17 protein-coding genes and 2 tRNA genes are annotated in these 26,502 nt (G+C 37.4%); 18 read left to right on the top strand and 1 reads right to left on the bottom strand.

The features are described 5' to 3' along the window. Window position 1 precedes the first annotated feature (1 nt). The 15 genes from mfd to rpoC all read left to right on the top strand — a co-directional run bounded on the left by mfd (window position 2) and on the right by rpoC (window position 22,527). Entirely contained in the window at window positions 2–3,496 is a 3,495-nt protein-coding gene (mfd, locus tag BN55_RS01950; RefSeq protein WP_008469956.1) for a transcription-repair coupling factor, read from the top strand. A gap of 12 nt (window positions 3,497–3,508) precedes the next feature. Continuing rightward, window positions 3,509–3,751, top strand: a complete 243-nt coding sequence (locus BN55_RS01945; RefSeq protein ID WP_008469955.1) for an RNA-binding S4 domain-containing protein — start codon at window positions 3,509–3,511, stop codon at window positions 3,749–3,751. A gap of 101 nt (window positions 3,752–3,852) precedes the next feature. After that, a complete protein-coding gene (locus BN55_RS01940; RefSeq protein WP_008469954.1) occupies window positions 3,853–4,230 on the top strand; it encodes an FtsB family cell division protein in 378 nt (125 codons plus the stop codon). Then, window positions 4,230–4,577 carry a S1 RNA-binding domain-containing protein gene (locus BN55_RS01935; RefSeq protein WP_008469952.1) on the top strand — a complete coding sequence of 116 codons (348 nt, stop codon included), beginning with the start codon at window positions 4,230–4,232 and terminating at the stop codon, window positions 4,575–4,577. The genes BN55_RS01940 and BN55_RS01935 overlap by 1 nt, the downstream gene beginning before the upstream one ends. A 36-nt stretch (window positions 4,578–4,613) precedes the next feature. Beyond that, entirely contained in the window at window positions 4,614–5,912 is a 1,299-nt protein-coding gene (tilS, locus tag BN55_RS01930) for a tRNA lysidine(34) synthetase TilS (RefSeq protein WP_008469950.1), read from the top strand. Between the two features lie 68 nt (window positions 5,913–5,980). Further along, entirely contained in the window at window positions 5,981–8,149 is a 2,169-nt protein-coding gene (ftsH, locus tag BN55_RS01925; RefSeq protein WP_008469948.1) for an ATP-dependent zinc metalloprotease FtsH, read from the top strand. 47 nt (window positions 8,150–8,196) lie between these two features. After that, window positions 8,197–9,075 (top strand): Hsp33 family molecular chaperone HslO, encoded by an 879-nt coding sequence (gene hslO, locus BN55_RS01920; protein WP_008469947.1) that lies wholly within the window; start codon window positions 8,197–8,199, stop codon window positions 9,073–9,075. 71 nt (window positions 9,076–9,146) lie between these two features. Continuing rightward, entirely contained in the window at window positions 9,147–10,148 is a 1,002-nt protein-coding gene (gene dusB / locus BN55_RS01915) for a tRNA dihydrouridine synthase DusB (protein WP_040469132.1), read from the top strand. Window positions 10,149–10,169: 21 nt separating this feature from the next. Then, a complete protein-coding gene (lysS, locus tag BN55_RS01910) occupies window positions 10,170–11,720 on the top strand; it encodes a lysine--tRNA ligase (protein WP_008469945.1) in 1,551 nt (516 codons plus the stop codon). Window positions 11,721–11,824: 104 nt separating this feature from the next. Further along, window positions 11,825–11,899 (top strand) — tRNA-Gly (locus tag BN55_RS01905). A 41-nt stretch (window positions 11,900–11,940) separates the two neighbouring features. After that, window positions 11,941–12,014: transfer RNA gene (locus tag BN55_RS01900), tRNA-Pro, on the top strand. A 110-nt stretch (window positions 12,015–12,124) separates the two neighbouring features. Further along, window positions 12,125–12,355 (top strand): hypothetical protein, encoded by a 231-nt coding sequence (locus tag BN55_RS01895; protein WP_008469944.1) that lies wholly within the window; start codon window positions 12,125–12,127, stop codon window positions 12,353–12,355. A gap of 152 nt (window positions 12,356–12,507) precedes the next feature. Then, window positions 12,508–14,982, top strand: a complete 2,475-nt coding sequence (locus BN55_RS01890; protein WP_008469943.1) for an ATP-dependent Clp protease ATP-binding subunit — start codon at window positions 12,508–12,510, stop codon at window positions 14,980–14,982. 194 nt (window positions 14,983–15,176) lie between these two features. Next, window positions 15,177–18,821 (top strand): DNA-directed RNA polymerase subunit beta, encoded by a 3,645-nt coding sequence (gene rpoB, locus BN55_RS01885; protein WP_040469131.1) that lies wholly within the window; start codon window positions 15,177–15,179, stop codon window positions 18,819–18,821. Between the two features lie 19 nt (window positions 18,822–18,840). Beyond that, the gene (gene rpoC / locus BN55_RS01880; RefSeq protein ID WP_008469941.1) at window positions 18,841–22,527 is read left to right on the top strand and encodes a DNA-directed RNA polymerase subunit beta'; all 3,687 of its coding nucleotides are present in this window, start codon (window positions 18,841–18,843) and stop codon (window positions 22,525–22,527) included. A gap of 56 nt (window positions 22,528–22,583) precedes the next feature. On the opposite strand, the gene BN55_RS01875 is transcribed toward rpoC, so the two are convergent. Next, window positions 22,584–23,252, bottom strand: coding sequence for a prepilin peptidase (locus tag BN55_RS01875; protein WP_008469939.1), 669 nt, complete (start codon window positions 23,250–23,252; stop codon window positions 22,584–22,586). Window positions 23,253–23,419: 167 nt separating this feature from the next. Here BN55_RS01875 and rpsL point away from each other — a divergent pair, with 167 nt between their 5' ends. The 3 genes from rpsL to fusA are packed head-to-tail and all read left to right on the top strand — an operon-like array spanning window position 23,420 to window position 26,448. Next, the gene (gene rpsL, locus BN55_RS01870; RefSeq protein WP_008469937.1) at window positions 23,420–23,827 is read left to right on the top strand and encodes a 30S ribosomal protein S12; all 408 of its coding nucleotides are present in this window, start codon (window positions 23,420–23,422) and stop codon (window positions 23,825–23,827) included. Window positions 23,828–23,842: 15 nt separating this feature from the next. Continuing rightward, a complete protein-coding gene (gene rpsG / locus BN55_RS01865) occupies window positions 23,843–24,313 on the top strand; it encodes a 30S ribosomal protein S7 (RefSeq protein WP_008469936.1) in 471 nt (156 codons plus the stop codon). 35 nt (window positions 24,314–24,348) lie between these two features. Further along, window positions 24,349–26,448, top strand: a complete 2,100-nt coding sequence (gene fusA / locus BN55_RS01860; RefSeq protein WP_008469935.1) for an elongation factor G — start codon at window positions 24,349–24,351, stop codon at window positions 26,446–26,448. Window positions 26,449–26,502: the final 54 nt, after the last annotated feature.

The raw sequence follows: 26,502 nt of genomic DNA, 5'->3' as shown, positions 1-26,502 counted from the left end.
AATGCAAATCTCAGAAATAATTGAAAAAGATCAACAATTAAACAATTTTATTAATCAATTGCCTCACGATAAAAAATCTCTGCTTACTGGAGTAAATAGTGGGGCTTTTAGCGTAATTATTAAACAAATTTTGCAAAGGCAAAATAAGCCATTATTGTTAGTTGAAGAAAATGAAGATAAAGCTCAAAGACTGCAAAATGAATTGTCCGCTTTTTTATCTGAAGATATAGTCCATGCTTTTCCAGTGGATAGCACTTTGGCTACGCAAGCTGCAGTAGCATCTTTTGATGAATTAAGCGAGCGAATTTCGACTTTGAATTTTTTGCTTCAGCAAAGAACAGGAATAATTATTGCTACGCCGCAAGGTTTGCAGTATCAGCTTTCTGATCCTGAATTATTTGCTAAGGCAAATAAAACTTTTGAAATTGGTCAAGAGCATGATTTGAAGGACTTAACGAATTGGCTGATTGCAAACGGCTATAAACGCGATAGTATTGTGGCGCGTCCAGGAGAATTCGCTTTGCGTGGGGATATTTTAGATATTTATCCATTGCAAAATCAAGATCCAGTGCGAATTGAATTTTTCGGCGATGAAATAGATACGATTAAACGTTTTGATGCGGCAACGCAAAGAAGTTTAGAAAGTATTGAACAAGTATCGATTAGTTCAGCTTTGGACCGTGTTTTTTCTCAAGACGATATTGCAGAGGCCGTGAAAAAAATTGAGAAAGATATTCAAGATTCTACAGCTGATGAAAAGGCGGTCAACAATCATTTTTCTTTGCCCTTAGATGATTTAAAGCAGGGACATTTACCTGAAAATTATTCATTTTTAGTAGATTATTTACTGCCAAAATCATATTCTCTTTTAGATTATTTAGCAGATGATGGCCTACTTTTATTTGATGATTGGCCTTTAATTCAAAAAAACGTTAATGACGTTGATGCTCAAAATGAAAGCTTTATCTCTGAAGAAATTAAAGCTGGAGCAATGCTTGATAGTCAGAAATTGCGCAGCAATTTTACAAATGTCTTAAGAAAGTCAAAGCAAAATCGATTGTATTTTTCTTTATTCCAAAAAGGGATGGGGAGATTAAAGTTTGATCAATTGCTGAACTTTACTAGCCGCGAAGTTGAGCAGTTCTTTAGTCAGATGCCTTTAATTAAGACTGAGGTAAAAAGATTTCACACTCAAAAGCAAACCGTGGTTATTCAAGCTGACTCTAAATTGCGATCCCAACAAATTCAGCAAAATTTTGTCGATTATGGGTTGGATATTCCGATTGTCAGTGCAGATCAAATTCAAGAAGGACAAACTCAAATAATTATTGGTGATTTTCAGACTGGATTTAATCTGCCAACCGTAAACTTAATTTATATTACTGAGCGCGAATTATTCAATCAGAAAAAACACCACAAAAAGCGGATTAAGACTTTAGAAAATGCACAAAGATTAAGAAATTATACTGAACTTAAGCCAGGCGACTATGTAGTTCACGTCAATCACGGAATTGGCCGTTTTGAAGGAATTAAAACGCTAGAAGTTGATGGCAAAAAGCGCGACTATATCACGATTACTTATCAGCATCATGATCAATTGTTTGTTCCTGCCGATCAATTAGGCTTAGTACAAAAATACGTAGCTTCTGAAGGACGCGTGCCACATATTAATAAATTAGGCGGCAGCGAATGGGCGAAAACTAAAAAGCGGGTCCAGTCTAAAGTTGAAGATATTGCGGACGACCTGATTGACTTATATGCAAAGCGTGAATCAGAAAAAGGATATGCTTTTAGTAAAGACGATGAATTGCAAAGAGCTTTTGAAGATTCATTTCCATATCAAGCAACTGCAGATCAAGTTCGATCGATTAAAGAAATTAAAGCAGATATGGAATCACCTCGTCCGATGGATCGCTTAGTTGTTGGCGACGTTGGTTTTGGTAAAACAGAAGTTGCATTGCGAGCAGCTTTTAAAGCAATTCGTGATGGTAAACAAGTTGCTTTTTTAGTGCCAACTACGATTTTAGCTCAGCAGCACTTTGAAACAATGCAGGACCGTTTCAAAGATTTTCCAGTCAGAGCAGCAATGCTATCACGTTTTCAAAGCGATAGCGAGGCTAAAGAAATCATAGAAAAGCTCAAAGATGGGCAAATTGACATTGTGGTTGGAACACACAGAATTTTGTCTAAAGACGTAAAATTTAAGGACTTAGGCTTATTAATCATTGATGAAGAGCAGCGCTTTGGTGTTAAGCACAAGGAAAGATTAAAACAGCTAAAGGCTAATATCGATGTCTTGACGCTAACGGCTACGCCGATTCCTAGAACTTTGCATATGTCGATGGTTGGCGTTAGAGATTTATCTGTTATGGAAACTCCGCCGACTAACCGTTATCCAATCCAGACTTACGTAATGGAAGAGATGCCAAGTATCGTCCGCGAAGCTTGTTTGCGTGAAATGAAACGTAATGGTCAAGTCTTTTTCTTGCATAATCGAATTGATGACATTGATAAGGTGGTTAGTCAGCTGCAAGAATTAATCCCAGAAGCCAAAATTGAATATATCCATGGCCGAATGAGTGAAAATCAACTAGAAGATATCATGTATCGTTTTGTCAAAAATGAATTTGATATTTTGGTAACGACGACCATTATTGAAACTGGAGTTGATATGCCAAATGCTAATACTTTGATTGTCGAAGATGCAGACCGCTATGGCTTAAGTCAGTTATATCAACTGCGCGGACGCATTGGTCGTAGCGCGCGACTAGCTTATGCATATTTTTTGTACCAACCTAATAAGGTTTTGACCGAAGTTGGCGAAAAACGATTAAGCGCCATTCGAGATTTTACGGAATTAGGATCTGGCTTTAAAATTGCTATGCGTGATTTGTCAATTCGTGGAGCAGGAAATATGCTTGGTCAGCAGCAACATGGCTTTATTGACAGCGTCGGTTATGATTTATATTCTCAAATGCTAGATGAAGCAGTTAAAAAGAGAAAGGGACAAAAAATCATTGCTAAGACTAATGCTGAAGTTCAGTTTGATTTTGAAGCCTATATTCCTGATGATTATATTGGCGATCAAGAGCAAAAGATTGAATTTTACAAGCGAATTAAAGAAATTGATACTCGTAAGCAGGCTGATGAAATTGCAGATGAATTGATTGATCGTTTTGGAGATTACCCAGTTGCAGTGGAAAATCTGTTAAATGTTTCTACTTTGAAAGCTGAGGCAGATAAAGCACAAGCTTTAAGTATTGTGCAAAAAGATAAACATATTCAAATTATTTTTAATAATAAGGCAACGCAAGAACTTGAAGGACCCAATGTCTTCAAAGCTTTGGAACATGTCACGATGCGTGCGCGTGTGAATATGGATCCGAAACAAAGGATGAATGTCGTTTTAGAAGTGTCAGATAAGATGTCTTCTAGACAGTTATTCAATGAAATAAAAGAGTTTTTAAATAAAGTACAAGAAATTGTACAAAGATAATAGGTGAAAAATATGAGAATAGATAAATTTTTAAAAGTTTCTAGATTAGTAAAAAGACGTACTGTCGCTAAAGAAATGGCTGATCAAGGCAGAGTGAAAGTAAATGACCGGGTAGTAAAGTCTAGCTATGATGTGAAATTGGGCGACGTTATTGAAATCGGTTTCGGAAATAAACAGTTAAAGGCTAAAGTTCGTGATCTTAGAGAAACTACAAAAAAAGCTGAAGCAAGTGACCTATATGAGCTAATTGACTAATGACATTTCTTTAAATAGGTGTTATATTAAGAGTGTTGTATAATGAAATAAAATTTAATTATCATGTTATTAGTCAAAATTAATGAAGGTGGGTTAAGCTCATGAACAAGGGCCCTAGAATTTATAATGCTTTAAGCGACGAAGAAAGAATTGCACGCCTGCAAAGAAAAGCAGCACGAAAAGTTAAAGAAGTACATCGAGTACGTAGAAATAGAATATTTGCAATTTTTGCCATTATCTTCGTCTTTTTTGGCATTCAATTAATTATGGTCCATGTTCAAACTAATCGTATTAATTCTCAAGTTGAAGCAAGTCGCGTTCAATTAAATAAGATTAAGCAAAAGAGTAAAAAGCTTGAAGCTCAAAGTAAAGATTTAAAAGACCCTAACTATGTTGGCAAGGTAATTCGCTACAAGTTCTATTATTCTAAGCCTGGAGAGGCAATTTATAATATCCCAGAAAAAGAGGATAATAATTAATGAAATTTCCGATTGGATTAAGAATTACCGGAAAAGTTAATAATGTTACTGAACTCGGTGTTTTTGTTGATTTGCCTCACCATCACCATGGCTTGATTCATCACAAAGATTTTGGCGATAAATGGGCAAGTCAACGGAAAAAGATTAGTCAAGGCGATGAAATTCGAGTAGTTATTTTTAATAACTACCGTGGAAAAATCGCCTTATCTTTAGCTAGAGTCAATGATCCTGACTTGATTGATCCAACTAATAGTTATAATAATAAGGCGGATTTTTCTAAAAGCTTAACTGAATTACTTAATGATTCAAGACGTGAAATTAAGACATTAAAAGAAAATATTGATTAAAGTGACCGGTTGGTCGCTTTTTTTATGAGGAAACTTATGAAAAAACTAGCAGATTTTTTTGCTAAAAATGATTTAGCTATTAATCAAAAAAAGTTTTTAATTGCTACTAGTGCAGGGCCAGATTCTATGGCACTACTGGATATGATGCGTAAGTTAGTGCCACAGCCTGAATTGCAAATCGTTGTAGGGCATGTGGATCACAATTTAAGACGCGATAGTTACTTAGAAAATGAGTTATTAGATCGTTATTGTCAAAAGTATAATTTAAGAATTTATCACAAGAAGTGGGCAAAAGATCTGCAGCCACAAGTAGGAATAGAAGCGGCTGCACGTAAGTTTCGGTATGATTTTTTTAAAGAAATTATTGCTAGTGAGCAGATTGATTATTTATTAACTGCTCATCATGGGGATGATTTAATTGAAAATATTTTGCTTAAATTTGTACGTTCAGGTAGAGTTCAAGAAATGAATTCACTGATTCAGATTGGAAAATTTGGACAAGCCAGTGTATTGCGACCGCTACTATATTGGTCAAAGCAGGAATTAGAGCAGTACGATGAGAAAAATAAAATTGATTTTATTCAAGATCAAACTAATTTTGAAGATGATGTATTGCGCAATCGAATTCGACACCATATAGTGCCACTGCTAAAAAAAGAAAATTCTGGCTTAGTGAAAAATGCGATGCGTTTTCTTGAAAGTGAAGATGAGCTAGAAAATGATCAAAGTAGTTTGTTTTCATCAATTAAGGCACCAAGCTATTTTTTAGATAGTATAACTGGAAATATGGCGGATTTAAGTGGCCTGTCGCTTGAGCAAAAAAGGCGATATTTTGAGTGGTTAATTTTAAATAAATGGCATCAGCAAGTTCACTTTAGCGAGATAGATGAAAATATTTGGCAAAAAGATGGCTTTAGTATTTTCTTTTATCGTCATAGATTTTTTATCACCAAAAATAAATTTGCAGATAGTCCTATGCAACCGATTCAATTAGATAAAGAATTCTTATTTAGAGGAAAAAAGTATCTTGTATCTTTAAAAGAAAAGGTTCCTCAGATGCAGACAGTAGGTTTTTTTTATAATGAACCTAATTTGCAGCTAAAAGCTGGCAGCGTTATTGCAGGTGAGAAACTTGAGCTTGCAAATGATAAACAAGCAAAATCTAAGAAAAAATTTGCTGAAGTCGGTATTCCAAAACAGCTTAGAAATCGATGCTTAGCTATCAAAAATAACCAGCAAATTTTATTTGTTGAACATGTCTATCAGTGGCAAAAATTTGATAAAAAATATATTCGATATAATATTTTCTCAAATTGTGAAGATTCGTTTAAATGATTAGGGAAAATTTGATTTTTATGGTAAAATTTTGAGAGTAATTCCGAGAAACTTCATGGAGGTTCAATATGAAAAATAGAAGAAATAGGCTGCTATCAAACGGTCTTTTCTATATTTTGGTTTTCGTGATCCTCTTGGGAGGAATTAACTGGTTCGTAGGTGGATCAGGATCAGGCGGTTCCTCAGAAAATATTAGTTATTCAACTCTTGTTAAGGATTTGAAGGCTAATAAAGTCAAGAGCATCAATATTCAGCCAGCTAACGGTGTTTACACCGTAACTGGAACTTATAAATCAGCACATAAAGCTAAGAATCAAAAGAATAATAGTTTAGACTTCTTTGGTAGCGCAACTGGTAATTCAAGCGTAGATCGCTTCAGTACTACAATGTTGCAAAATGATTCCATGGTTAAGAACGTTTCTAATTTAGCTCAAAAATCTGGAGCTACAATTTCTGGCCAAGGGGAATCTCAATCAGGTACTTGGATTTCCACTATCGTAATGCTTGTACCCACTTTAATCTTCATCGTAATGCTTTGGATGATGATGAACCAAGGTGGACAAGGCCGTGGCGGTGGCATGATGAGCTTTGGTAAGTCTCATGTTAAACCACAAGATCCAAGTAAAAATAAAGTTCGTTTTTCTGACGTAGCTGGTGAAGAAGAAGAAAAGCAAGAACTTGTTGAAATTGTTGAATTCTTGAAGAATCCATCCAAATACACTAAGTTAGGCGCTAGAATTCCGGCTGGTGTATTGCTTGAGGGTCCTCCGGGTACTGGTAAAACTTTACTAGCACGTGCGGTTGCTGGTGAAGCTGGCGTACCATTTTATTCAATTTCTGGATCAGACTTTGTTGAAATGTTTGTCGGTGTTGGTGCATCTCGTGTTCGTGATTTGTTTGAAACTGCAAAAAAGAATGCTCCAAGTATCATCTTCATCGACGAAATCGATGCCGTTGGACGTAAACGTGGCAACGGTGTTGGCGGTGGACATGACGAACGTGAACAAACTTTAAACCAATTGCTTGTTGAAATGGATGGTTTTGAAGGCGATGAAGGTGTCATTGTTATGGCAGCTACTAACCGTTCCGACGTCCTTGACCCTGCTTTATTGCGTCCAGGTCGTTTTGACCGTAAGGTTTTAGTTGGTCGTCCAGACGTAAAAGGTCGTGAAGCAATCTTAAGAGTCCATGCTAAAAATAAACCACTTGCTTCAGACGTTGATTTGAAAGAAGTGGCTCGTCAAACTCCAGGCTTTGTTGGTGCAGATCTTGAAAACGTCTTGAACGAAGCGGCTTTAGTTGCTGCTAGACGTAATAAGACAGAAATTACAGCATCTGATATTGATGAAGCAGAAGATAGAGTTATTGCTGGACCCGCTAAGAAAGATACAGTTATTTCTGCATCAGAAAGAAAACGCGTTGCTTTCCACGAAGCTGGTCACGCAATTGTTGGATTAGTTTTAAGCGATTCAAGAACTGTGCGTAAGGTTACTATTGTTCCCCGTGGTAGAGCTGGCGGATACAACATCATGCTTCCTAAGGAAGATGAAAACTTGCTTACTAGACACCAATTAATGGAACAAGTAGCTGGATTAATGGGTGGTCGTGCCGGTGAAGAAATCGTAGTTGGTGATAAATCAACTGGTGCTTCAAACGACTTTGAACAAGCAACTAACATTGCACGCAGCATGGTTACTCAATACGGTATGACTGATGTCGGAATGACTGAATTAGAATCTCCAAGTATGCAAGGCGAATTTGGTGTAAAACCATATAGTGAAGCTACTGCAGCTAAGATTGATGAGGCTGTTAAGAAGATTCTTGATGAAGGTTATGACAAGGCCGTTGAGATTATTAAATCTCACAGAGAAACTCATAAAGTCATTGCTGAAGCTCTTCTTAAGTATGAAACTTTGAATGAAAAGCAAATTCTTTCATTGTTTAAGACTGGTAAGATGCCAGAAAACGATGATAGTGAATTTCCAAGTGAAAATAAAGCTTCAACTTATGAAGAAGCCAAAGCTGCAATGGAAAAACGCGATCATCAACGTGAAGAAACTGAAAGCAAGGATGATAAAGAAGATATTCATCCACTTCCAGATGATCACAGAAATATCGATGATATTCCATTGAATCCTCCATCTGAAAATGAGGATGCAGACAAGAAATCTGAAGATGCACAAGATAGTGATTCAAACAAACACACTTCTAGTGACAGTACAGATGATAAAGAATAAGATTAAAAATGGAGCTATTAAGCTCTATTTTTTTTAGAGGAAACAAAATGAATGATTATTTAATTAAAGCGATTGATAAAACAAAAAATCTCCGTTTTCTTGCAATAACTGCTAAGGACTTAGTAAACGAAGCACAAAAGCGTCATGATACTTGGAGTGCATCATCGGCTGTTTTGGGCAGAACGATGATTGGAAGTTTACTTTTGGCAGGAGCCTTGTTAAAAGATAAAGATGAATTAACTGTAAGATTACTAGGTAATGGACCAGTGGGAGCCTGTGTGGTAACTGCAAAAGCTGATTTAAAAGTAAAAGGATTTGTTCAAAATCCACATATTGCTCTTCCGCCAAGAAAAGATGGTCATATCGATGTTGCTAAAGCGGTTGGTCAAGGATGGCTTCAAGTAACCAAAGATTTAGGCCTAAATAAGCCATACACAGGTGAAGTTCCAATTGTTAGTGGCGAAATAGCTGAAGACTTTACATATTATTTGGCTAAGTCAGAACAAATTCCATCTGCGGTTGGATTGTCAGTTTTTGTTGAACCAAATAATTCAATTGGAGCAGCTGGCGGCTTCATGATGCAGGCTTTGCCAGGAGCAAGTGATGAATTGCTGGCAAAAGTAGAAAAGAAGATTAAACAATTGCCGCATTTGTCTACTTTGCTTCTTGATGGCTTGACTCCGGAAAAATTAGCCGAGCAAATCTTAGGCGATGATTGTAAAATCTTAGATAAACAAGAAGTTGCTTTTGCATGTGATTGTTCTAAAGAAAAATATACTGATATTTTGAAAACTTTAAAGCCAGCGGACTTAAAAGAAATGATTGAAAAAGATCATGGAGCTGAATTGGTTTGCCGTTTTTGCAAAAATAAATATCATTTTTCAGAAGATGAATTAAAGAAAATTTTAGCTGAACAAAAAGATTAAATAGTTACTAACAAAAAGATAGTCTAATAGTTGCTTTTTTGGTAGAATTGTTTAGTGATTTTGAAAGGAGTATGCATGTGAGTAAAAGCTGGAAAATTAGAGAAATTGAGATTCCAAATCAAGTTGTTGTTGCTCCAATGGCAGGTATTTCTAATGCTGCTTTTAGAGTGGTGTGTAAAGAATTCGGTGCCGGATTAGTTGTCTGTGAAATGATTTCTGATCACGGCATTATTTATCGTAATAAAAAAACTTTGAGCATGCTGCAAGTTGATCCTCGTGAACACCCAATGAGTATTCAAATCTTTGGTGGTAGTGAAGAAACTTTAGTCCAAGCTGCTCACTATGTTGATGAAAATACAGCGGCAGATATTATCAATATCAATATGGGCTGTCCTGTGCCCAAGGTTACTAAAACCGATGCAGGCGCTAAGTGGTTACTTGATCCAAATAAGATTTATCAAATGGTGCATGCTGTAGTCAGAAATGTCAAAAAGCCAGTTACAGTAAAAATGAGAACCGGTTGGGATCAACGTCATATATTCGCTGTCGAAAATGCTTTAGCAGCTCAAGAAGCTGGCGCTAGTGCAGTAGCTATGCACGGCAGGACTAGAAAGCAAATGTACATGGGTGAAGCAGATTGGGAAACTTTAAAAGACGTTGCGGACCATTTGTCGATTCCGTTTATTGGAAATGGGGATGTAACTACTCCTGAAAAAGCTAAGCAAATGCTAGATGAAGTTGGAGCAACTGCAGTTATGGTGGGAAGAGCAGCTTTAGGAAATCCATGGATTTTAAAAGATATGGTTCACTACTTAGATACTGGTGAAAAGCTACCAGAACAAACTGTGGCGCAAAAGGTAGAAACTGCTAAACAGCAATTAAATGGCTTAATTGAACTTAAAGGCGAAAAGATTGCTGTTCCTGAATTTAGACGTCAAGCTGCATACTATCTAAAGGGAATTCCCCGTTCTGCTCGTACTCGTGCTAAAATAAATGATGTTTGGACTAAACAAGAAGTTTTTGACTTACTAGATGATTTTGTGGAAAAATATGAAGCAAGGCAAAAACATTAATCGATAAAGGAGTTTTTTACAGTGGCAAAAAATGAGATGAATGACCAACTTATCGTTCGTCGCGAAAAGATGGACGAAATGCGTGAAAATGGTATTGAACCATTTGGTGTGAGAAAGTTTGATCGTCAAGACTTAGCTCGCAGCTTAAATGAAAAGTATAGCAATGAAGATAAAGATGAATTAAACGCAGACATGCCAATGACCAAGATTGCAGGTCGTATGCTTGCAAAACGTGGTAAAGGTAAGGTTGGTTTTGCTGATCTTTATGATCGTACTGGTAAGATCCAAATTTATGTACGTAAAGATATTGTTGGTGAAGATAACTACAAAATCTTTAAAAAATCAGATATCGGTGACTTTTTAGGTATCGATGGCGAAGTAATGAAGACTGATACTGGCGAATTAACCATTCGTGCTACTCATGTTACTTTCTTATCTAAAGCTCTTCGTCCATTGCCTAACAAGTGGGATGGCTTAAAGGATGTTGAACAAATTTATCGTCAACGTTATCTTGATTTGATTACAAACCATGATAGTTACCTGCGTTTCGTTCACCGTACTCAAATTATTCAAGCAATCCGTAATTACTTGAATAATAAGGACTTCTTAGAAGTTGAAACTCCAGTTCTTCATAATATTCCTGGCGGTGCCGAAGCTCGTCCATTCATTACTCACCACAATGCTTTAGATATTGATCTTTACATGAGAATTGCTTTGGAACTTCCTTTGAAGCGTTTGATTGTCGGTGGTATGGAAAGAGTTTACGAAATTGGTCGAGTATTCAGAAATGAAGGTGTTGATACTCGTCACAACCCTGAATTTACTGAACTTGAAACCTATGCTGCATACTGGGACTTCCATGATGTAATGGACGAAGCAGAAGGTATTATTCGTGCTGCTGCTAAAGTTGTTTCACCAGATGGAAAGATCAATTACCAAGGAACTGATATTGACTTAGGCAAGCCATTCCGTCGAGTTCACATGGTTGACTTGATCAAGGAAAAGACCGGTGTTGATTTCTGGAAAGAAATGACTGACGAGGAAGCTAAGAAGATTGCGGAAGAACATGGTATTCACCCAGAACCATTCTGGAAGGTTGGTCACGTAATCAATGCTTTCTTTGACGAATTCTGTGAAAAAACTATTGTTGATCCAACATTTGTTTACGGTCACCCTGTAGAAATTTCTCCGCTTGCTAAAAAGAATGCCGATGATCCAAGATTTACTGATCGTTTTGAAATCTTTATTTTAGGTATGGAATATGGTAATGCCTTTTCAGAATTAAACGATCCAGTTGATCAACGTCACCGTTTTGAAGAACAAATGGAAGAACGTGAAGCTGGTAATGATGAAGCGGATATGATCGATGAAGATTACATCCGTGCTATGGAATACGGTATGCCTCCTACAGGTGGTTTGGGTATCGGTATTGATCGTTTAGTAATGCTTTTAACCGATGCACCAGCTATTCGCGATGTCTTGCTCTTCCCAACAATGCGTCCTGAAAAAGTGGAAGACGTTGATGCCGAAGTACAAGAGGACTTGAAGAAAAAGGCTGAGAAGAATAAATAATCTCATAAAATTAGGTTGTCTAAAAAGGCAGCCTATTTTTTTGAAAAATTTTTCAAAAAAATGCTTGCAATCAAAAGATGTTTTGCTATACTAGTAAATGTACTGCGGAAGTAGTTCAGTGGTAGAACATCACCTTGCCATGGTGGGGGTCGCGGGTTCGAATCCCGTCTTCCGCTCCAGTATAAAAGACTCACCGAAGCGTGAGTCTTTTTTTGTTCCCCGGGATGTGGCTCAGCTTGGTAGAGCGCTACGTTCGGGACGTAGAAGTCGCAGGTTCAAATCCTGTCATCCCGATTAGTAAATATTTTCGTACAAAAAACATTTTTCTTTCTTTAATTCCGTGCTAGGATAAAGTTAGGCTCTTAATGAGCTATTCCAAAGCACCTGGAAGGACGAAGATTACTATGAAAGAAAGAATTTATGTAGTTATGCACGCAAGTGTAAACCATGATTCTACTCAGAAGAATGGTTTAGTTGATATTTTGTACGCATCCAAAGATATTGAAAAAGCAAAGCACTTTAAAGAAAATTTGTCTCCATATGAAATTGCAGCTATCTATCCAATGCAATTAGATGAGCAGATTCCTTATAATGAAACGCCAGCTCTTTCAATTCAATGGGATGATCTCCAATAAAGTAAAAGATCCTGATTTTTGTCAGGATCTTTTTATTGTTACAATATTTTTAAGAAAATAAAAAGTATTTTACAATGAGATAAGCAAGATTTAGAATATTTACTAACTCATGTTGTTACTTATAAAAATATAGTAAAGTAAGGCGGTGCGCAATGGAAAAATCATATAGCAATAGTGCTAGAGATGTATTACAAATTGCAAGAGAACAGGCACAAAACTTTCATCATCGAATTATTGGAACTGAGCATGTTTTATTAGCATTAGTTATAGAAGCTAATGGGAATGCTGGAAAGTTATTGCGCGAAAATGGGGTCACGCCAACCTTAGTTAGAGAAGAAATAGAACGCTATACAGGTTATGGTTCCAGCCCTAAGGCAACATACATGGAGATGTCGCCACGACTAGATTTAGTATTAAATTATGCTAAACAAAAAGCTAATAGTGTTGGTTCTAGCGAGATCGAAACTAATCATATTCTTTTAGGTTTACTAGCAAGTAACCAGATTTTAGCTAGTCTTATTTTGAAAAATATAGGTTTGGATCCACAAATTTTGATTGATGAGATTAATGAGGAATTAGGCAATAACGATTCTAGCTCGAGTGATTTTACCAGTCAAAATATGACTAATACAAATGATAGCTCTAAATCGCTTACTCCTAATCTTGATAAAGTGGCAGTTAATTTGAATAAGCGTGTTCGCGAAGGCGGCATTGATCCAGTAATTGGACGCGATAAAGAAATTAAAAGAGTAATTCAAATTTTATCTCGTCGAACTAAAAATAATCCGGTTTTAGTGGGAGAACCTGGCGTAGGAAAAACTGCAGTGGCTCAAGGTATCGCTGCAGCGATTGTTCATGGTCAAGTTCCAGAAGACTTAGCTCATAAAAGAGTAATGGCTCTTGATATGGGGAGTTTGATTGCAGGAACTAAGTATCGTGGTGAATTTGAAGATCGAATGAAAAAGATCCTTAATGAGATTCATCAAGACGGCTCTGTAATTTTGTTTGTTGATGAAATGCATACTCTTATTGGGGCTGGCGGTGCAGAAGGGGCAATCGATGCTTCTAACATTTTGAAACCATCGCTTGCTCGAGGTGATATTCAAATGATAGGTGCCACTACTTTTGATGAATATCAAAAATATATTGAAAAAGATCAAGCATTAGCTCGTCGTTTTCAAAGAGTAAAAATTGGTGAACCTACTAAAGAGCAAACTGTAAAGATTTTGGAAGGTTTGCGTCCAAAATATGAAGCTTATCATAATGTGCGTATCAACGAAGATGCCTTAGAAGCTGCTGTTGATTTATCAACTAGATATATTTCTAATCGCTTTTTACCAGATAAAGCTATTGACTTAGTCGATGAAGCTAGTGCCGCAGTTAAAATTACTGCCAAAGGCAAGGTTGATCCAAAGCTTATAAAGTTAAATACTCAAATTAAGCAAACGATTACTCAAAAAGAGCAAGCTGCAGAAAATCAAAACTTTGTTCAAGCAGCTAAGCTTCATGAACAAGAAGATGAGCTTCAAATGCAACGTGAAGCTTTAAATGAAAAATTAACGGCTAAAAATGCCAAAACTGCTGTTGTTGACGAAGCTCAAATTGCTAAAGTTGTAGCTCAATGGACTGGAATTCCTGTAACTCGCATGAAAAAGAGCGAAACTAAGCGTTTAGCTAACTTAGAAGCAATTTTGCATGAAAGAGTTATCGGTCAAAATAAGGCAATAAGTGCTGTTAGCCGTGCCATTAGAAGAAGCAGAAGCGGAATAAAGGATGAAAATCGTCCAATTGGTTCATTCTTATTCTTAGGTCCAACTGGTGTAGGTAAGACTGAATTGGCTAAAGCGCTAGCGGATGCTGTATTTGGATCTGAAAAAAATATCATTCGAGTGGATATGTCTGAATATATGGATCAAATTGCTACTAGCAAGCTAATCGGTTCAGCTCCAGGCTATGTTGGCTATGAAGAAGGCGGACAATTATCTGAAAGAGTTCGTCGCAATCCATATTCAGTTATTTTACTTGATGAAGTAGAAAAAGCTCATCCAGATGTATTTAATTTACTTTTACAAGTTCTTGATGAAGGTTTTTTAACTGATTCTAAAGGAAGAAAAGTCGACTTCCGAAATACAATTATTATTATGACTTCTAACCTTGGCTCAAGATCGATTCAGGAAGATAAGACAGTCGGGTTTGCAGCAGATAATGCTGATTTGAATCAAGTCAAAAAAGATAAGATTGAGGCAGCCACTAAGCAATTCTTCAGACCAGAATTCTTGAATAGAATTGATGAAGTTGTCTCATTTGATAGCTTGAACAAAAAGCAATTGCGTCAAATTGTAACGCTTTTAACCCATCGCTTGGTTACTCGTTTAAAGAATCAAGATGTAACTTTGAAAATTTCTCCAGCTGCTTTAGATGTGTTAGCTAAGGATGGATTTGATCCAGAAAATGGTGCTCGTCCATTAAGAAGGGCTATTCAAAAAGACCTTGAAGATCCTATTGCACAATACTTAATTAGCGGTCAGTTAAAGGCTGGTCAAGTTCTAAAAGTTGGAGCTCATCAAGGTAAAATTAAATTTAAAATTGAACAAGCTAAAGAAAAATCTTTAGTCAAAAATTCTTAGCTTTGACAAATTAAAGAGAAAATAGTAGAATATTGCTGTTTAAAAGGCTGAAATTCAGGATTTTGCTGATCTATTGTCCAGCAGAATGATAAAACAAAAACGACTTTATTGTTGTTTTTGTTTTTTTGTACCCAAAAATAGGCTTTTTGATAAATGTAACACAAATGTAATATTTGATCTTTGCACAAGAAAGGATGTTTTCTTTGTTAGGACACGCTGTGAACTATGGTAGTCATCGGACAAGACGTAGCTTCTCACGAATTAAAGAAGTTTTGAAGCTTCCTAATTTGACTGATGTACAAACCGAATCATACAAGTGGTTTCTAAATGAAGGTATTCGCGAGATGTTTGATGACATTATGCCAATTTCAGATTTCTCAGGAAAACTTTCACTTGAGTTTGTTGATTATAAACTTTTGAAGCCCAAATACACTCTTGAAGAAGCTCGTGATCACGATGCTAACTATTCTGCACCTTTACACGTAACTTTGAGATTAACCAACCATGAAACTGGTGAAATTAAGACTCAAGATGTATTCTTTGGTGAATTCCCATTGATGACTGATTCTGGTACTTTCGTAATCAATGGTGCCGAAAGAGTTATTGTTTCTCAGTTAGTTAGATCACCTGGTGTATATTTCCACTCTGATTTTGATAAAAATGGTCGACAAATTTTTGGCACCACTGTTATTCCTAACAGAGGTGCATGGCTTGAATACGAAACTGACGCTAAGGACTTAGCCTTTGTCCGTATCGACAGAACTCGTAAATTACCTTTGTCTATTTTAATCCGTGCTTTAGGATTTGGATCAGACAGCGAAATTGCTGAAATGTTTGGCGATAGCGATTCACTCAAATTCACTTTGGAAAAAGATATTCATAAAAATCCAGCTGATTCTCGTGTAGCTGAAGCTTTGAAGGATATTTATGAAAGATTACGTCCTGGTGAACCGAAGACTACTGATTCATCAAGATCATTGCTTTATGCACGTTTCTTTGATCCAAGAAGATATGATTTAGCACCTGTTGGTCGTTACAAGATTAATAAGAAGTTATCATTAAAGAACCGTTTGTTAAGACAAACTTTAGCAGAAACTTTAGCAGATCCTGATACTGGTGAAATTATCGCTAAGAAGGGTACTGTAGTTACCCACGAAGTAATGGATAAATTATCTCCATATCTTGATCGTGATGACTTTAAGATGGTGACTTATGAACCATCTAAAGAAGGAGTTCTTCCAGATCCTGTAACTGTTCAAGAAATTAAAGTTTACTCTAAAGTAGATCCTGAACGTGTAATTAAGTTAATGTCTAACGGACACATTGGCGAAGATGTAAAACACTTAACTCCAGCTGATGTTTTAAGTTCAATTAACTACTTCTTTGCACTTCAAGATAATATTGGTACTACTGACGACATTGATCACTTAGGTAACAGACGTATTCGTCGTGTTGGTGAATTACTTCAAAACCAATTTAGAATTGGTTTAGCTCGTATGGAACGTGTAGTTCGTGAAAGAATGTCAACTCAAGACATTGCAACTGTAACTCCACAACAATTAATCAACATTCGTCCAGTTGTAGCTTCAGTTAAAGAGTTCTTTGGTTCATCACAATTGTCACAATTCATGGACCAAAATAACCCACTTGGTGAGTTAACTCACAAGCGTCGTATGTCTGCCTTAGGGCCTGGTGGTTTGTCACGTGATCGTGCTGGATATGAAGTTCGTGACGTGCACTATACTCACTATGGTCGTTTATGTCCTATCGAAACTCCCGAAGGACCTAACATTGGTTTGATTAACTCTTTAGCAACTTACGCTATTGTTAACAAGTATGGTTTTATTGAAACACCATACCGTCGTGTATCTTGGGATACTCACAAAGTAACTGATAAGATCGATTACTTGACTGCCGATGTTGAAGATAACTACATCATCGCTGGTGCCAACGCTCCATTGAATGAAGATGGATCATTCAAAGATAAGATCGTCTTAGCTCGTCATAAGGAAGAAAACTTGGAAGTTACGCCTGATAAGATTGACTACATGGACGTTATTCCAAAGCAAGTAGTTTCTGTAACTTCTGCATGTATTCCTTTCCTTGAAAACGATGATTCTAACCGTGCTTTGATGGGAGCTAACCACCAACGTCAAGCTGTTCCTTTGATTAATCCACATGCACCAATTGTTGGTACTGGTATGGAGTACCGTGCTGCTCACGATTCAGGGGATGCAATTTTAGCTAAAGCACCTGGTGTTGTTGAATATGTAGATGCTAATGAAATTAGAGTTAGAAGAGAAGACAAGACACTAGATAAATATGTTCTTGAAAAGTATCGTCGTTCTAACGCAACTAAGAACTACAACCAAACTCCAAACGTTAAGCAAGGCGAAGAAGTAGTAGCTGGTGAAGTTATTGCGGATGGTCCTGCAATGGACAATGGTGAATTGGCTTTAGGTCAAAACCCAATTATCGCATTCTTGACTTGGAACATGTACAACTACGAAGATGCTGTTATGATCTCAGAAAGAATGGTTAAAGACGATGTCTACACTTCCATTCATATTGAAGATTACGAATCAGAATCACGTGATACTAAGTTAGGACCTGAAGAAATTACTCGCGAAATTCCTAACGTTGGTGAAGATGCACTTAAGGATCTTGACGAAGATGGTATTGTTCGTATTGGTGCAGAAGTTCATGATGGCGATATCTTAGTTGGTAAAGTTACTCCAAAGGGTGTAACTGAATTATCAGCTGAGGAACGTTTACTTCACGCAATCTTTGGTGAAAAGGCACGTGAAGTTCGTGATACTTCACTCCGTGTACCACATGGTGGTGGTGGAATTATTCAAAACGTTCAAGTCTTCACACGTGAAGCTGGCGACGAATTACCACCTGGTGTAAACAAGATGGTTCGTGTTTACATTGTTCAAAAACGTAAGATACAAGTTGGTGACAAGATGTCTGGTCGTCACGGTAATAAAGGTACTATTGCTTTGGTTTGTCCTGAAGAAGATATGCCTTACTTACCAGATGGTCGTCCAGTTGACATTTGTTTGAACCCCATGGGTGTGCCATCACGTATGAATATCGGACAGGTTCTTGAATTACACTTAGGTATTGCTGCTAAGCAATTAGGTATTCACGTAGCTACTCCAGTATTCGATGGTGCTTCTGAAGATGATATGTGGAAGATGGTTCGTGAAGCTGGTATTGGTAAAGACGGTAAGACTGTTCTTTATGATGGACGTACTGGTGAACCATTCCACAACCGTGTTTCAGTAGGTATTATGTACTACTTGAAGTTAACTCACATGGTTGATGACAAGATCCACGCTCGTTCAATTGGGCCTTACTCACTTGTTACTCAACAACCACTTGGTGGTAAAGCACAATTTGGTGGACAGCGTTTCGGTGAAATGGAAGTTTGGGCTCTTGAAGCTTACGGTGCTGCTTACACTTTGCAAGAAATTTTGACTTACAAGTCAGATGACGTTGTAGGACGTGTTAAGGCATACGAAGCTATTGTTAAGGGAGAAAGAATTCCAAAACCAGGCGTTCCTGAATCATTCAGAGTATTGGTAAAAGAATTACAATCTCTTGGCTTGGATATCAAGGTCTTAGATATGGATCACAAAGAAATCGAATTGCGCGATATGGATGATGATTCTAATGAGCACTTCAACATCGATACATTATCTAAGATGGCTGAGCAACAAGAAAAGAAGAAGTTAGCCGAAGAAACTGAAAAAAATAAGACGCAGCAAGACAACCAAACTCCACAAGAGTCTGGATCAGCTGATTCTGCATCTGATGACAAGGTTTCTAAGTAATTAGCAGGAGGTTAAACTTTTGATCGACGTAAATAAGTTTGAAAGTATGCAAATAGGTTTGGCTTCTCCAAACAAGATCAGAAGTTGGTCTTATGGTGAAGTTAAGAAGCCTGAAACTATCAATTATCGTACTTTAAAGCCAGAAAAAGATGGTCTATTTGATGAAAGAATCTTTGGACCAACTAAAGACTGGTCATGTGCCTGTGGTAAATACAAGGGGGTTCGGTACCGTGGTATCGTTTGTGATCGTTGTGGTGTTGAAGTAACCTCTTCTAAAGTTAGAAGAGAACGCATGGGTCACATCGAATTAGCAGCTCCTGTATCACACATTTGGTACTTTAAGGGCATTCCATCACGTATGGGATTAGTTTTAGACGTTTCTCCAAGATCATTAGAAGAAGTAATTTATTTTGCAGCTTATATTGTTATTGATCCTGGTGACACTGATCTAGAAGATAAGCAACTTTTAACTGAAGCTGAATATCGTGAAGAAAAGGCTAAATATGGTAACCGTTTTGAAGCTAAAATGGGTGCTGAAGCCATTAAAGAACTTCTTGAAAAAGTAGATATTGATAAAGAAGTTGCGGCTTTAAAAGAAGAATTAAAGACTGCTACTGGACAAAAGAGAACAAGAGCAATCAGAAGATTAGATATTCTTGATGCTTTCAAGAACTCAGGTAACAAGCCTGAATGGATGGTTATGGATTGTATTCCAGTTATCCCACCTGATCTTCGCCCAATGGTTCAATTGGATGGTGGACGTTTCGCTACTTCTGATTTGAACGATTTGTACAGACGTGTTATTAACAGAAATAATCGTTTAAAGAGATTGCTTGACTTGAATGCACCACGTATTATTGTTCAAAATGAAAAGCGTATGCTCCAAGAAGCTGTTGATGCATTAATTGATAACGGTCGTCGTGGTCGTCCAGTTGTAGGACCAGGTAATCGTCCACTTAAGTCACTTTCTCACATGCTTAAAGGTAAGCAAGGACGTTTCCGTCAAAACTTATTAGGTAAACGTGTTGACTATTCTGGTCGTTCAGTTATCGACGTTTCACCAAAATTGAAGTTCTATCAATGTGGTGTTCCTCGTCCAATGGCTTTGGAATTATTCAAGCCATTTGTAATGCATGAATTAGTTGAACGTGGTTTAGCATCTAACATTAAAAATGCTAAGCGCAAAATTGATCGTGAAGATGACGATATCTGGGACATCTTAGAAGATGTTATTAAGGAAAGACCGGTTCTTTTGAACCGTGCCCCTACTCTTCACCGTTTGGGTATTCAAGCATTTGAACCTGTTTTAGTGCCAGGTAAATCAATTCGTTTGCACCCACTTGCTTGTGAAGCTTACAATGCCGATTTCGATGGTGACCAGATGGCTATTCACGTTCCATTATCTGATGAAGCTGTTGCTGAATCACGTTTATTGATGCTTGCAGCTCACCACATTTTGGCACCTAAGGATGGTAAGCCTATCGTTACTCCATCACAGGATATCGTTTTAGGTAACTTCTGGTTAACTCAATCAGAACGTGGTCGTGAAGGCGAAGGAATGATCTTTGATTCACCACAAGAAGCAACTATTGCTTATGAAAATGGTGATATTCACTTCCATACTAGAATTGGTCTTGCAGCTGATTCTATGCCTGAAAAGCCATGGCCAAAGGGTCAAGAACATGGTATTTTTGTTACTACTTACGGAAAACTTGTATTTAACATGATCTTCCCTAAGAACTTCTACTATGTAAATGATCCAACTCAAGAAAACCTAACTCATCCATTGGATGAAAAGTATTTCTTAAAACCAGGTGAAGATATTCACGAAAAATTGGACAATATGAAGTTAGGCCAAGCATTCAAGAAGGGCTTCTTGTCTGATTCTATTGCCCAAATTTATAAAGACTACAAAGTTCAAAGAACTTCTGATTACCTTGATGATTTGAAGGAATTAGGTTACACAGTATGTACTACTTCTGGATTAACTATTGGGGTTGAAGATATTCCTACAATCACTGATAAAGATGACATTGTAGCCCAAGCTCGTAAGAAGGTTGATGTTGTTTCTAAGCAATATCGTCGTGGTTTGATTACTGATGAAGAAAGACACGATCGAGTAATTAGTATTTGGAATAGTTGTAAAGATACTGTTCAAAATGAAATCGCGCAAATCCATGCTCCACGTAACCCAATTACTATCATGGCCGATTCTGGTGCTCGTGGTAACATTTCTAACTTTACTCAGTTAGCTGGTATGCGTGGACTTATGGCTGCTCCTAACGGAGGAATGATGGAAATTCCTGTTACTTCAAACTTCCGTGAAGGTTTGTCAGTTTTGGAAATGTTCATGTCCACACACGGTGCTCGTAAGGGTATGACTGATACGGCTTTGAAGACCGCAAACTCTGGTTACTTAACTCGTCGTTTGGTTGATGTTGCTCAAGACGTTATCATTCGTGAAGAAGATTGTGGTACTGATCGTGGTCTTACTGTACACGCAATTACTGAAGGGGACGAAATGATCGAACCATTATTCGATCGTTTAGTTGGTCGTTACACTGCTAAGAGTGTTTACGATCCTGAAACCCACGAAGTAATTTGCCCAGCAGATGTTATGATGACCGAAGATATGGCTCATAAGATTGTTGATGCTGGTGTAACTGAAGTTACTATCCGTTCCGTATTTACTTGCAACACTCAACATGGTGTATGTAAGAAATGTTACGGTATGAACTTAGCTACTGGTGAAGATGTTGAAGTTGGTGAAGCAGTAGGTACTGTTGCTGCCCAATCAATCGGTGAACCTGGTACTCAGTTGACTATGCGTAACTTCCACAACGGTGGTGTTGCCGGTGCTGCTGATATTACTCAAGGTCTTCCTCGTGTTCAAGAATTGTTTGAAGCTCGTAACCCTAAAGGTCGTGCAACAATTTCCGAAGTTACCGGTGAAGTTACTGCTATTGAAGAGGATCCAGCAGAACACACTCGTGAAATTACTGTTAAGGGTCAAACTGATACTAGAACTTATAATGTTCCTTACACTGCCTCAGTTGCAGTTGCAGAAGGTGATCAAATTGAACGTGGTGACAAATTAACGCTTGGTTCTATCGATCCTAAGGAATTAATTAGAGTTCGTGATGCTTTGACTACTGAGAAGTATATTCTTAGCGAAATTCAAAAGGCTTATAGAATGCAGGGTGTGGAAATTGCCGACAAACACGTCGAAGTAATGGCTCGTCAAATGCTTCAAAAAGTTAGAATTCTTGATCCAGGTGAAACTGATATCTTACCAGGTGAACTTATGGATATTGGAGAATTCAAAGCCCGTAACAAGCAAGTCATTATTTCTGGTGGTATTCCAGCAACTGCACAAAGCGTTATTTTGGGTATTACTAAGGCCGCTCTTGAGACTAACAGTTTCTTATCAGCTGCTTCATTCCAGGAAACTACTCGTGTTCTTACTGATGCTTCAATTAGAGGTAAGAATGATCCATTACTTGGACTTAAGGAAAATGTTATTATTGGTAAGATCATCCCAGCTGGTACTGGTATGCCAGTATATCGTGAGATGGAACCAAAAGCAGATATTCCACCTGAGAACATGAAGAAGGAACAAAAAGCTAAAGAATCTGTATACTCAATTGCAGATATTGAAAAGAAATTAGCCGCTGCTGATAATTCAAAAGATAGTTCAAAGCAATAAGCTTAATTAAAACATTTGTGTTAAAAAGAGGCGTCTCGTAATGAGACGTCTCTTTTTTATGCATTAGTAAAGATTAATCCTATTATTATAAAAGGAATGAATGCTGCAGCTTGTCTTTGCTTAGTAAATATGCAGTAGCCCATAAAACTTAAACAAGCGTATAAAAGAATATAAATTGTTTGATAGCCTAGAAATAGATAAAGAATGATAAAAATTAATGTATCGCCACCGCCTAGTTTATTTAATAAATTCATTAATAAAAAAGTAGCTAAAAATATCCCAAAGCTCAGCAATTCAGCAATATTAAAATAATGATATGCAGAAATAGGGGAAAAAAGCGCAATTATAGTGGGGATGAACAGAAGGTTTATTTCAAATTCTTGATCTTTTAGGTCAAAAATTCCAATTAACAAAATAAAATAAGTAAATAACGCGCTGTAAAATCCAGAAAGTGAAAAAATATTGATTGAAAGAAATAAAAGGCCACTGATTATTTCTGTATAAAGACAGCTGATGGGGATAAGATTATTACAAAAAGAGCATTTACCTTTTTTTATTAAGTAAGAAAAAATTGGAATTTCATCTAAAATAGTTAAAGGAGTTTGACAGCTATCGCATTTAGAAGAGCCAAATAAAAAATCTTTGGTTTCGTAGCGATTAACAACTACTAGAGCATGAGAGCCAATACAAGCGCCGATAAAAAAATTAAAAAATTGCATATACATGTGTTTACCTCCAATGTATATTACGTAAAAAATCATGATTTTTATTTTTTTATTGTTGACCTCAATTAAAATTCGCGTTAAACTAGCTTTTGTGCATATAAATATGATATTCGTGAGGTCAAAAAGAAACTCCCGGATGTGTGAACAAAAATTAGGAGGAAAATTTAATGCCAACAATTAACCAATTGGTTAGAAAAGGCCGTCACTCAAAGACGACTAAATCAAAGTCACCAGCTTTGAACTATGCTTACAACAGCATGAAGAAGGAAATGAACTACAACCCAGCTCCACAAATGCGTGGTGTTGCAACTCGTGTAGGTACTATGACACCTAAGAAGCCTAACTCAGCTTTACGTAAGTACGCTCGTGTACGTCTTTCAAACATGACTGAAGTTACTGCATATATTCCTGGTATTGGTCATAACTTACAAGAACACTCCGTTGTTTTAATTCGTGGTGGTCGTGTAAAGGACCTTCCTGGTGTTCGTTACCACATCGTTCGTGGTGCTTTGGATACTGCAGGTGTAGATGGTAGAAAGCAAAGCCGTTCTAAGTACGGTGCAAAGAAGGACTAATAGGAGGAATTTCGAATGCCTAGAAAAGGTAATGTTGCTAAAAGAGATGTTTTAGCAGATCCAGTTTACAATTCTAAATTGGTTACTAAGTTAATTAACCACTTAATGGTTGATGGTAAAAAAGCAAAAGCTTCATCTATTCTTTACGATGCTTTTGGCATCATTAAAGACAAGACTGGTAAAGAACCAGTTGATGTTTTTGAAGAAGCAATGAACAATGTTATGCCAGTATTGGAAGTTAAAGCTCGCCGTATCGGTGGTTCTAACTACCAAATCCCTGTAGAAGTTCGTCCTGAAAGAAGAACTACTCTTGGCTTAAGATGGATTGTGTCTTACGCACGTTTACGTAATGAACATACTATGGATGAACGTCTTGCCAACGAAATTATGGATGCTGCTAACAATACTGGTTCAGCAGTTAAGAAGCGTGAAGATGTTCACAGAATGGCAGAAGCAAACCGTGCATTTGCTCACTACCGCTTCTAATTGTTATCGGTAGTTTTTAAAGGAGATATAATCTTATGGCTAACAAACGTGAATTTCCATTAGCAAAAACACGTAATATTGGTATCATGGCCCACATCGATGCCGGTAAAACTACTACTACTGAACGTATTTTGTACTATACCGGTAAAATTCACAAAATTGGTGAAACTCACGAAGGTGATTCACAAATGGACTGGATGGATGAAGAAAAGGAACGTGGTATTACTATTACTTCAGCAGCTACTACTGCTCAATGGAAAGACCACAGAATTAATATTATCGACACCCCAGGACACGTTGACTTTACTATCGAAGTAGAACGTTCACTCCGTGTTCTTGATGGTGCTGTTACTGTTCTTGATGCTCAAGCTGGTGTAGAACCACAAACTGAAAATGTTTGGCGTCAAGCTGAAACTTACGGTGTTCCTCGTATTGTTTTCGTTAACAAGATGGATAAAATCGGTGCTGACTTTGACAAGTCAGTTAAGTCACTTCATGAACGTTTAAACGCAAACGCACATGCAGTTCAAATGCCAATTGGTTCGGCTGATACTTTTGAAGGTGTTATCGACTTAATCAACATGGTTGCTGATATCTATGATGAGGATAAGCTTGGTTCAAAATGGGATACTGTTCCAGTTCCTGATGAGTACAAAGAAGAAGCAACTAAGCGTCGTAACGAATTGATTGAAGCTGTTGCTGACGTTGACGACGGTATCATGGAAAAATACCTTGGCGGAGAAGAAATTTCTAACGATGAATTAAAGGCAGCTATCCGTAAGGCTACTTTGAACTTGGAATTCTTCCCAGTTTATGCTGGTTCAGCATTTAAGAACAAGGGTGTTCAAATGATGCTTGATGGTGTTATTGATTACTTGCCATCACCACTTGATGTTAAGCCTTATGTTGCTCACGATCCTAAGACTGGTGACGAAGTTGAACTTATGGCAGATGACAACAAGCCATTTGCTGCTTTAGCATTTAAGATTGCTACAGACCCATTTGTAGGTCGTTTAACTTTCATCCGCGTTTACACTGGTTCACTTCAATCAGGTTCTTACGTATTAAACGCTTCAAAGAACTCACGTGAACGTGTAGGTCGTTTGCTTCAAATGCACGCTAACTCAAGAACTGAAATTCCTGAAGTTTTCTCTGGTGATATTGCTGGTGCCATTGGTTTGAAGAACACTACTACTGGTGATTCATTAACCGATCCAGATCACCCACTTATTTTGGAAAGTTTGAAAGTTCCAGATCCAGTTATTCAAGTTTCTGTTGAACCTAAGTCAAAAGCTGATCGTGATAAGATGGATGTTGCTTTACAAAAGCTTACTGAAGAAGACCCAACTTTCCGTGCTGAAACTAACCCAGAAACTGGGCAAACTTTGATTTCTGGTATGGGTGAGTTGCACTTGGACATCATGGTTGAACGTATGAAGCGTGAATTTAACGTTGAAGCTACTATCGGTGAACCACAAGTTGCTTACCGTGAAACCTTTACTAAGGAAGCTAAGGCACAAGGTAAGTTCGTTCGTCAATCTGGTGGTAAAGGTCAATATGGTGATGTTTGGATCGACTTTACTCCAAATGAAGAAGGTAAAGGCTACGAATTTGAAGATGCCATCGTTGGTGGTGTTGTTCCTCGTGAATTTATTCCTTCAGTTGATGCCGGTTTACAGGAAGCTATGAAGAATGGTGTTCTTGCAGGCTACCCATTGATCGACGTTAAGGCTAAGCTTTACGATGGTAGTTACCACGAAGTCGACTCATCAGAAGCTGCCTTCAAGGTTGCTGCTTCTCTTGCTTTGAGAAACGCCGCTTCTAAGGCTGGCGCAGTTATCTTGGAACCTATTATGAAGGTTCAAGTAACCACTCCAGAAGAATACTTAGGTGATGTAATGGGGTCAATTACTGCACGTCGTGGTTCTATGGAAGGTATGGAAGATAGAGCCGGTGCTAAGGTAATCAATTCATTTGTTCCATTATCTGAAATGTTTGGTTACGCAACTACTTTGCGTTCATCAACTCAAGGTCGTGGTACATTTACTATGGTATTCGATCACTATTCACCAACTCCTAAGTCAATTCAAGAAGAAATTATTAAAAAACGCGGTGGAAATGAATCTGCTGAATAATTAATTTCTATATAAATAAGAAAGAAAGTAGGTAGCTACTTTCTTTTTTTATTG

The organism is Lactobacillus hominis DSM 23910 = CRBIP 24.179 (assembly GCF_000296835.1).
GTDB lineage: Bacteria > Bacillota > Bacilli > Lactobacillales > Lactobacillaceae > Lactobacillus > Lactobacillus hominis.
This window is presented reverse-complemented; position numbering and strand designations above follow the sequence as displayed.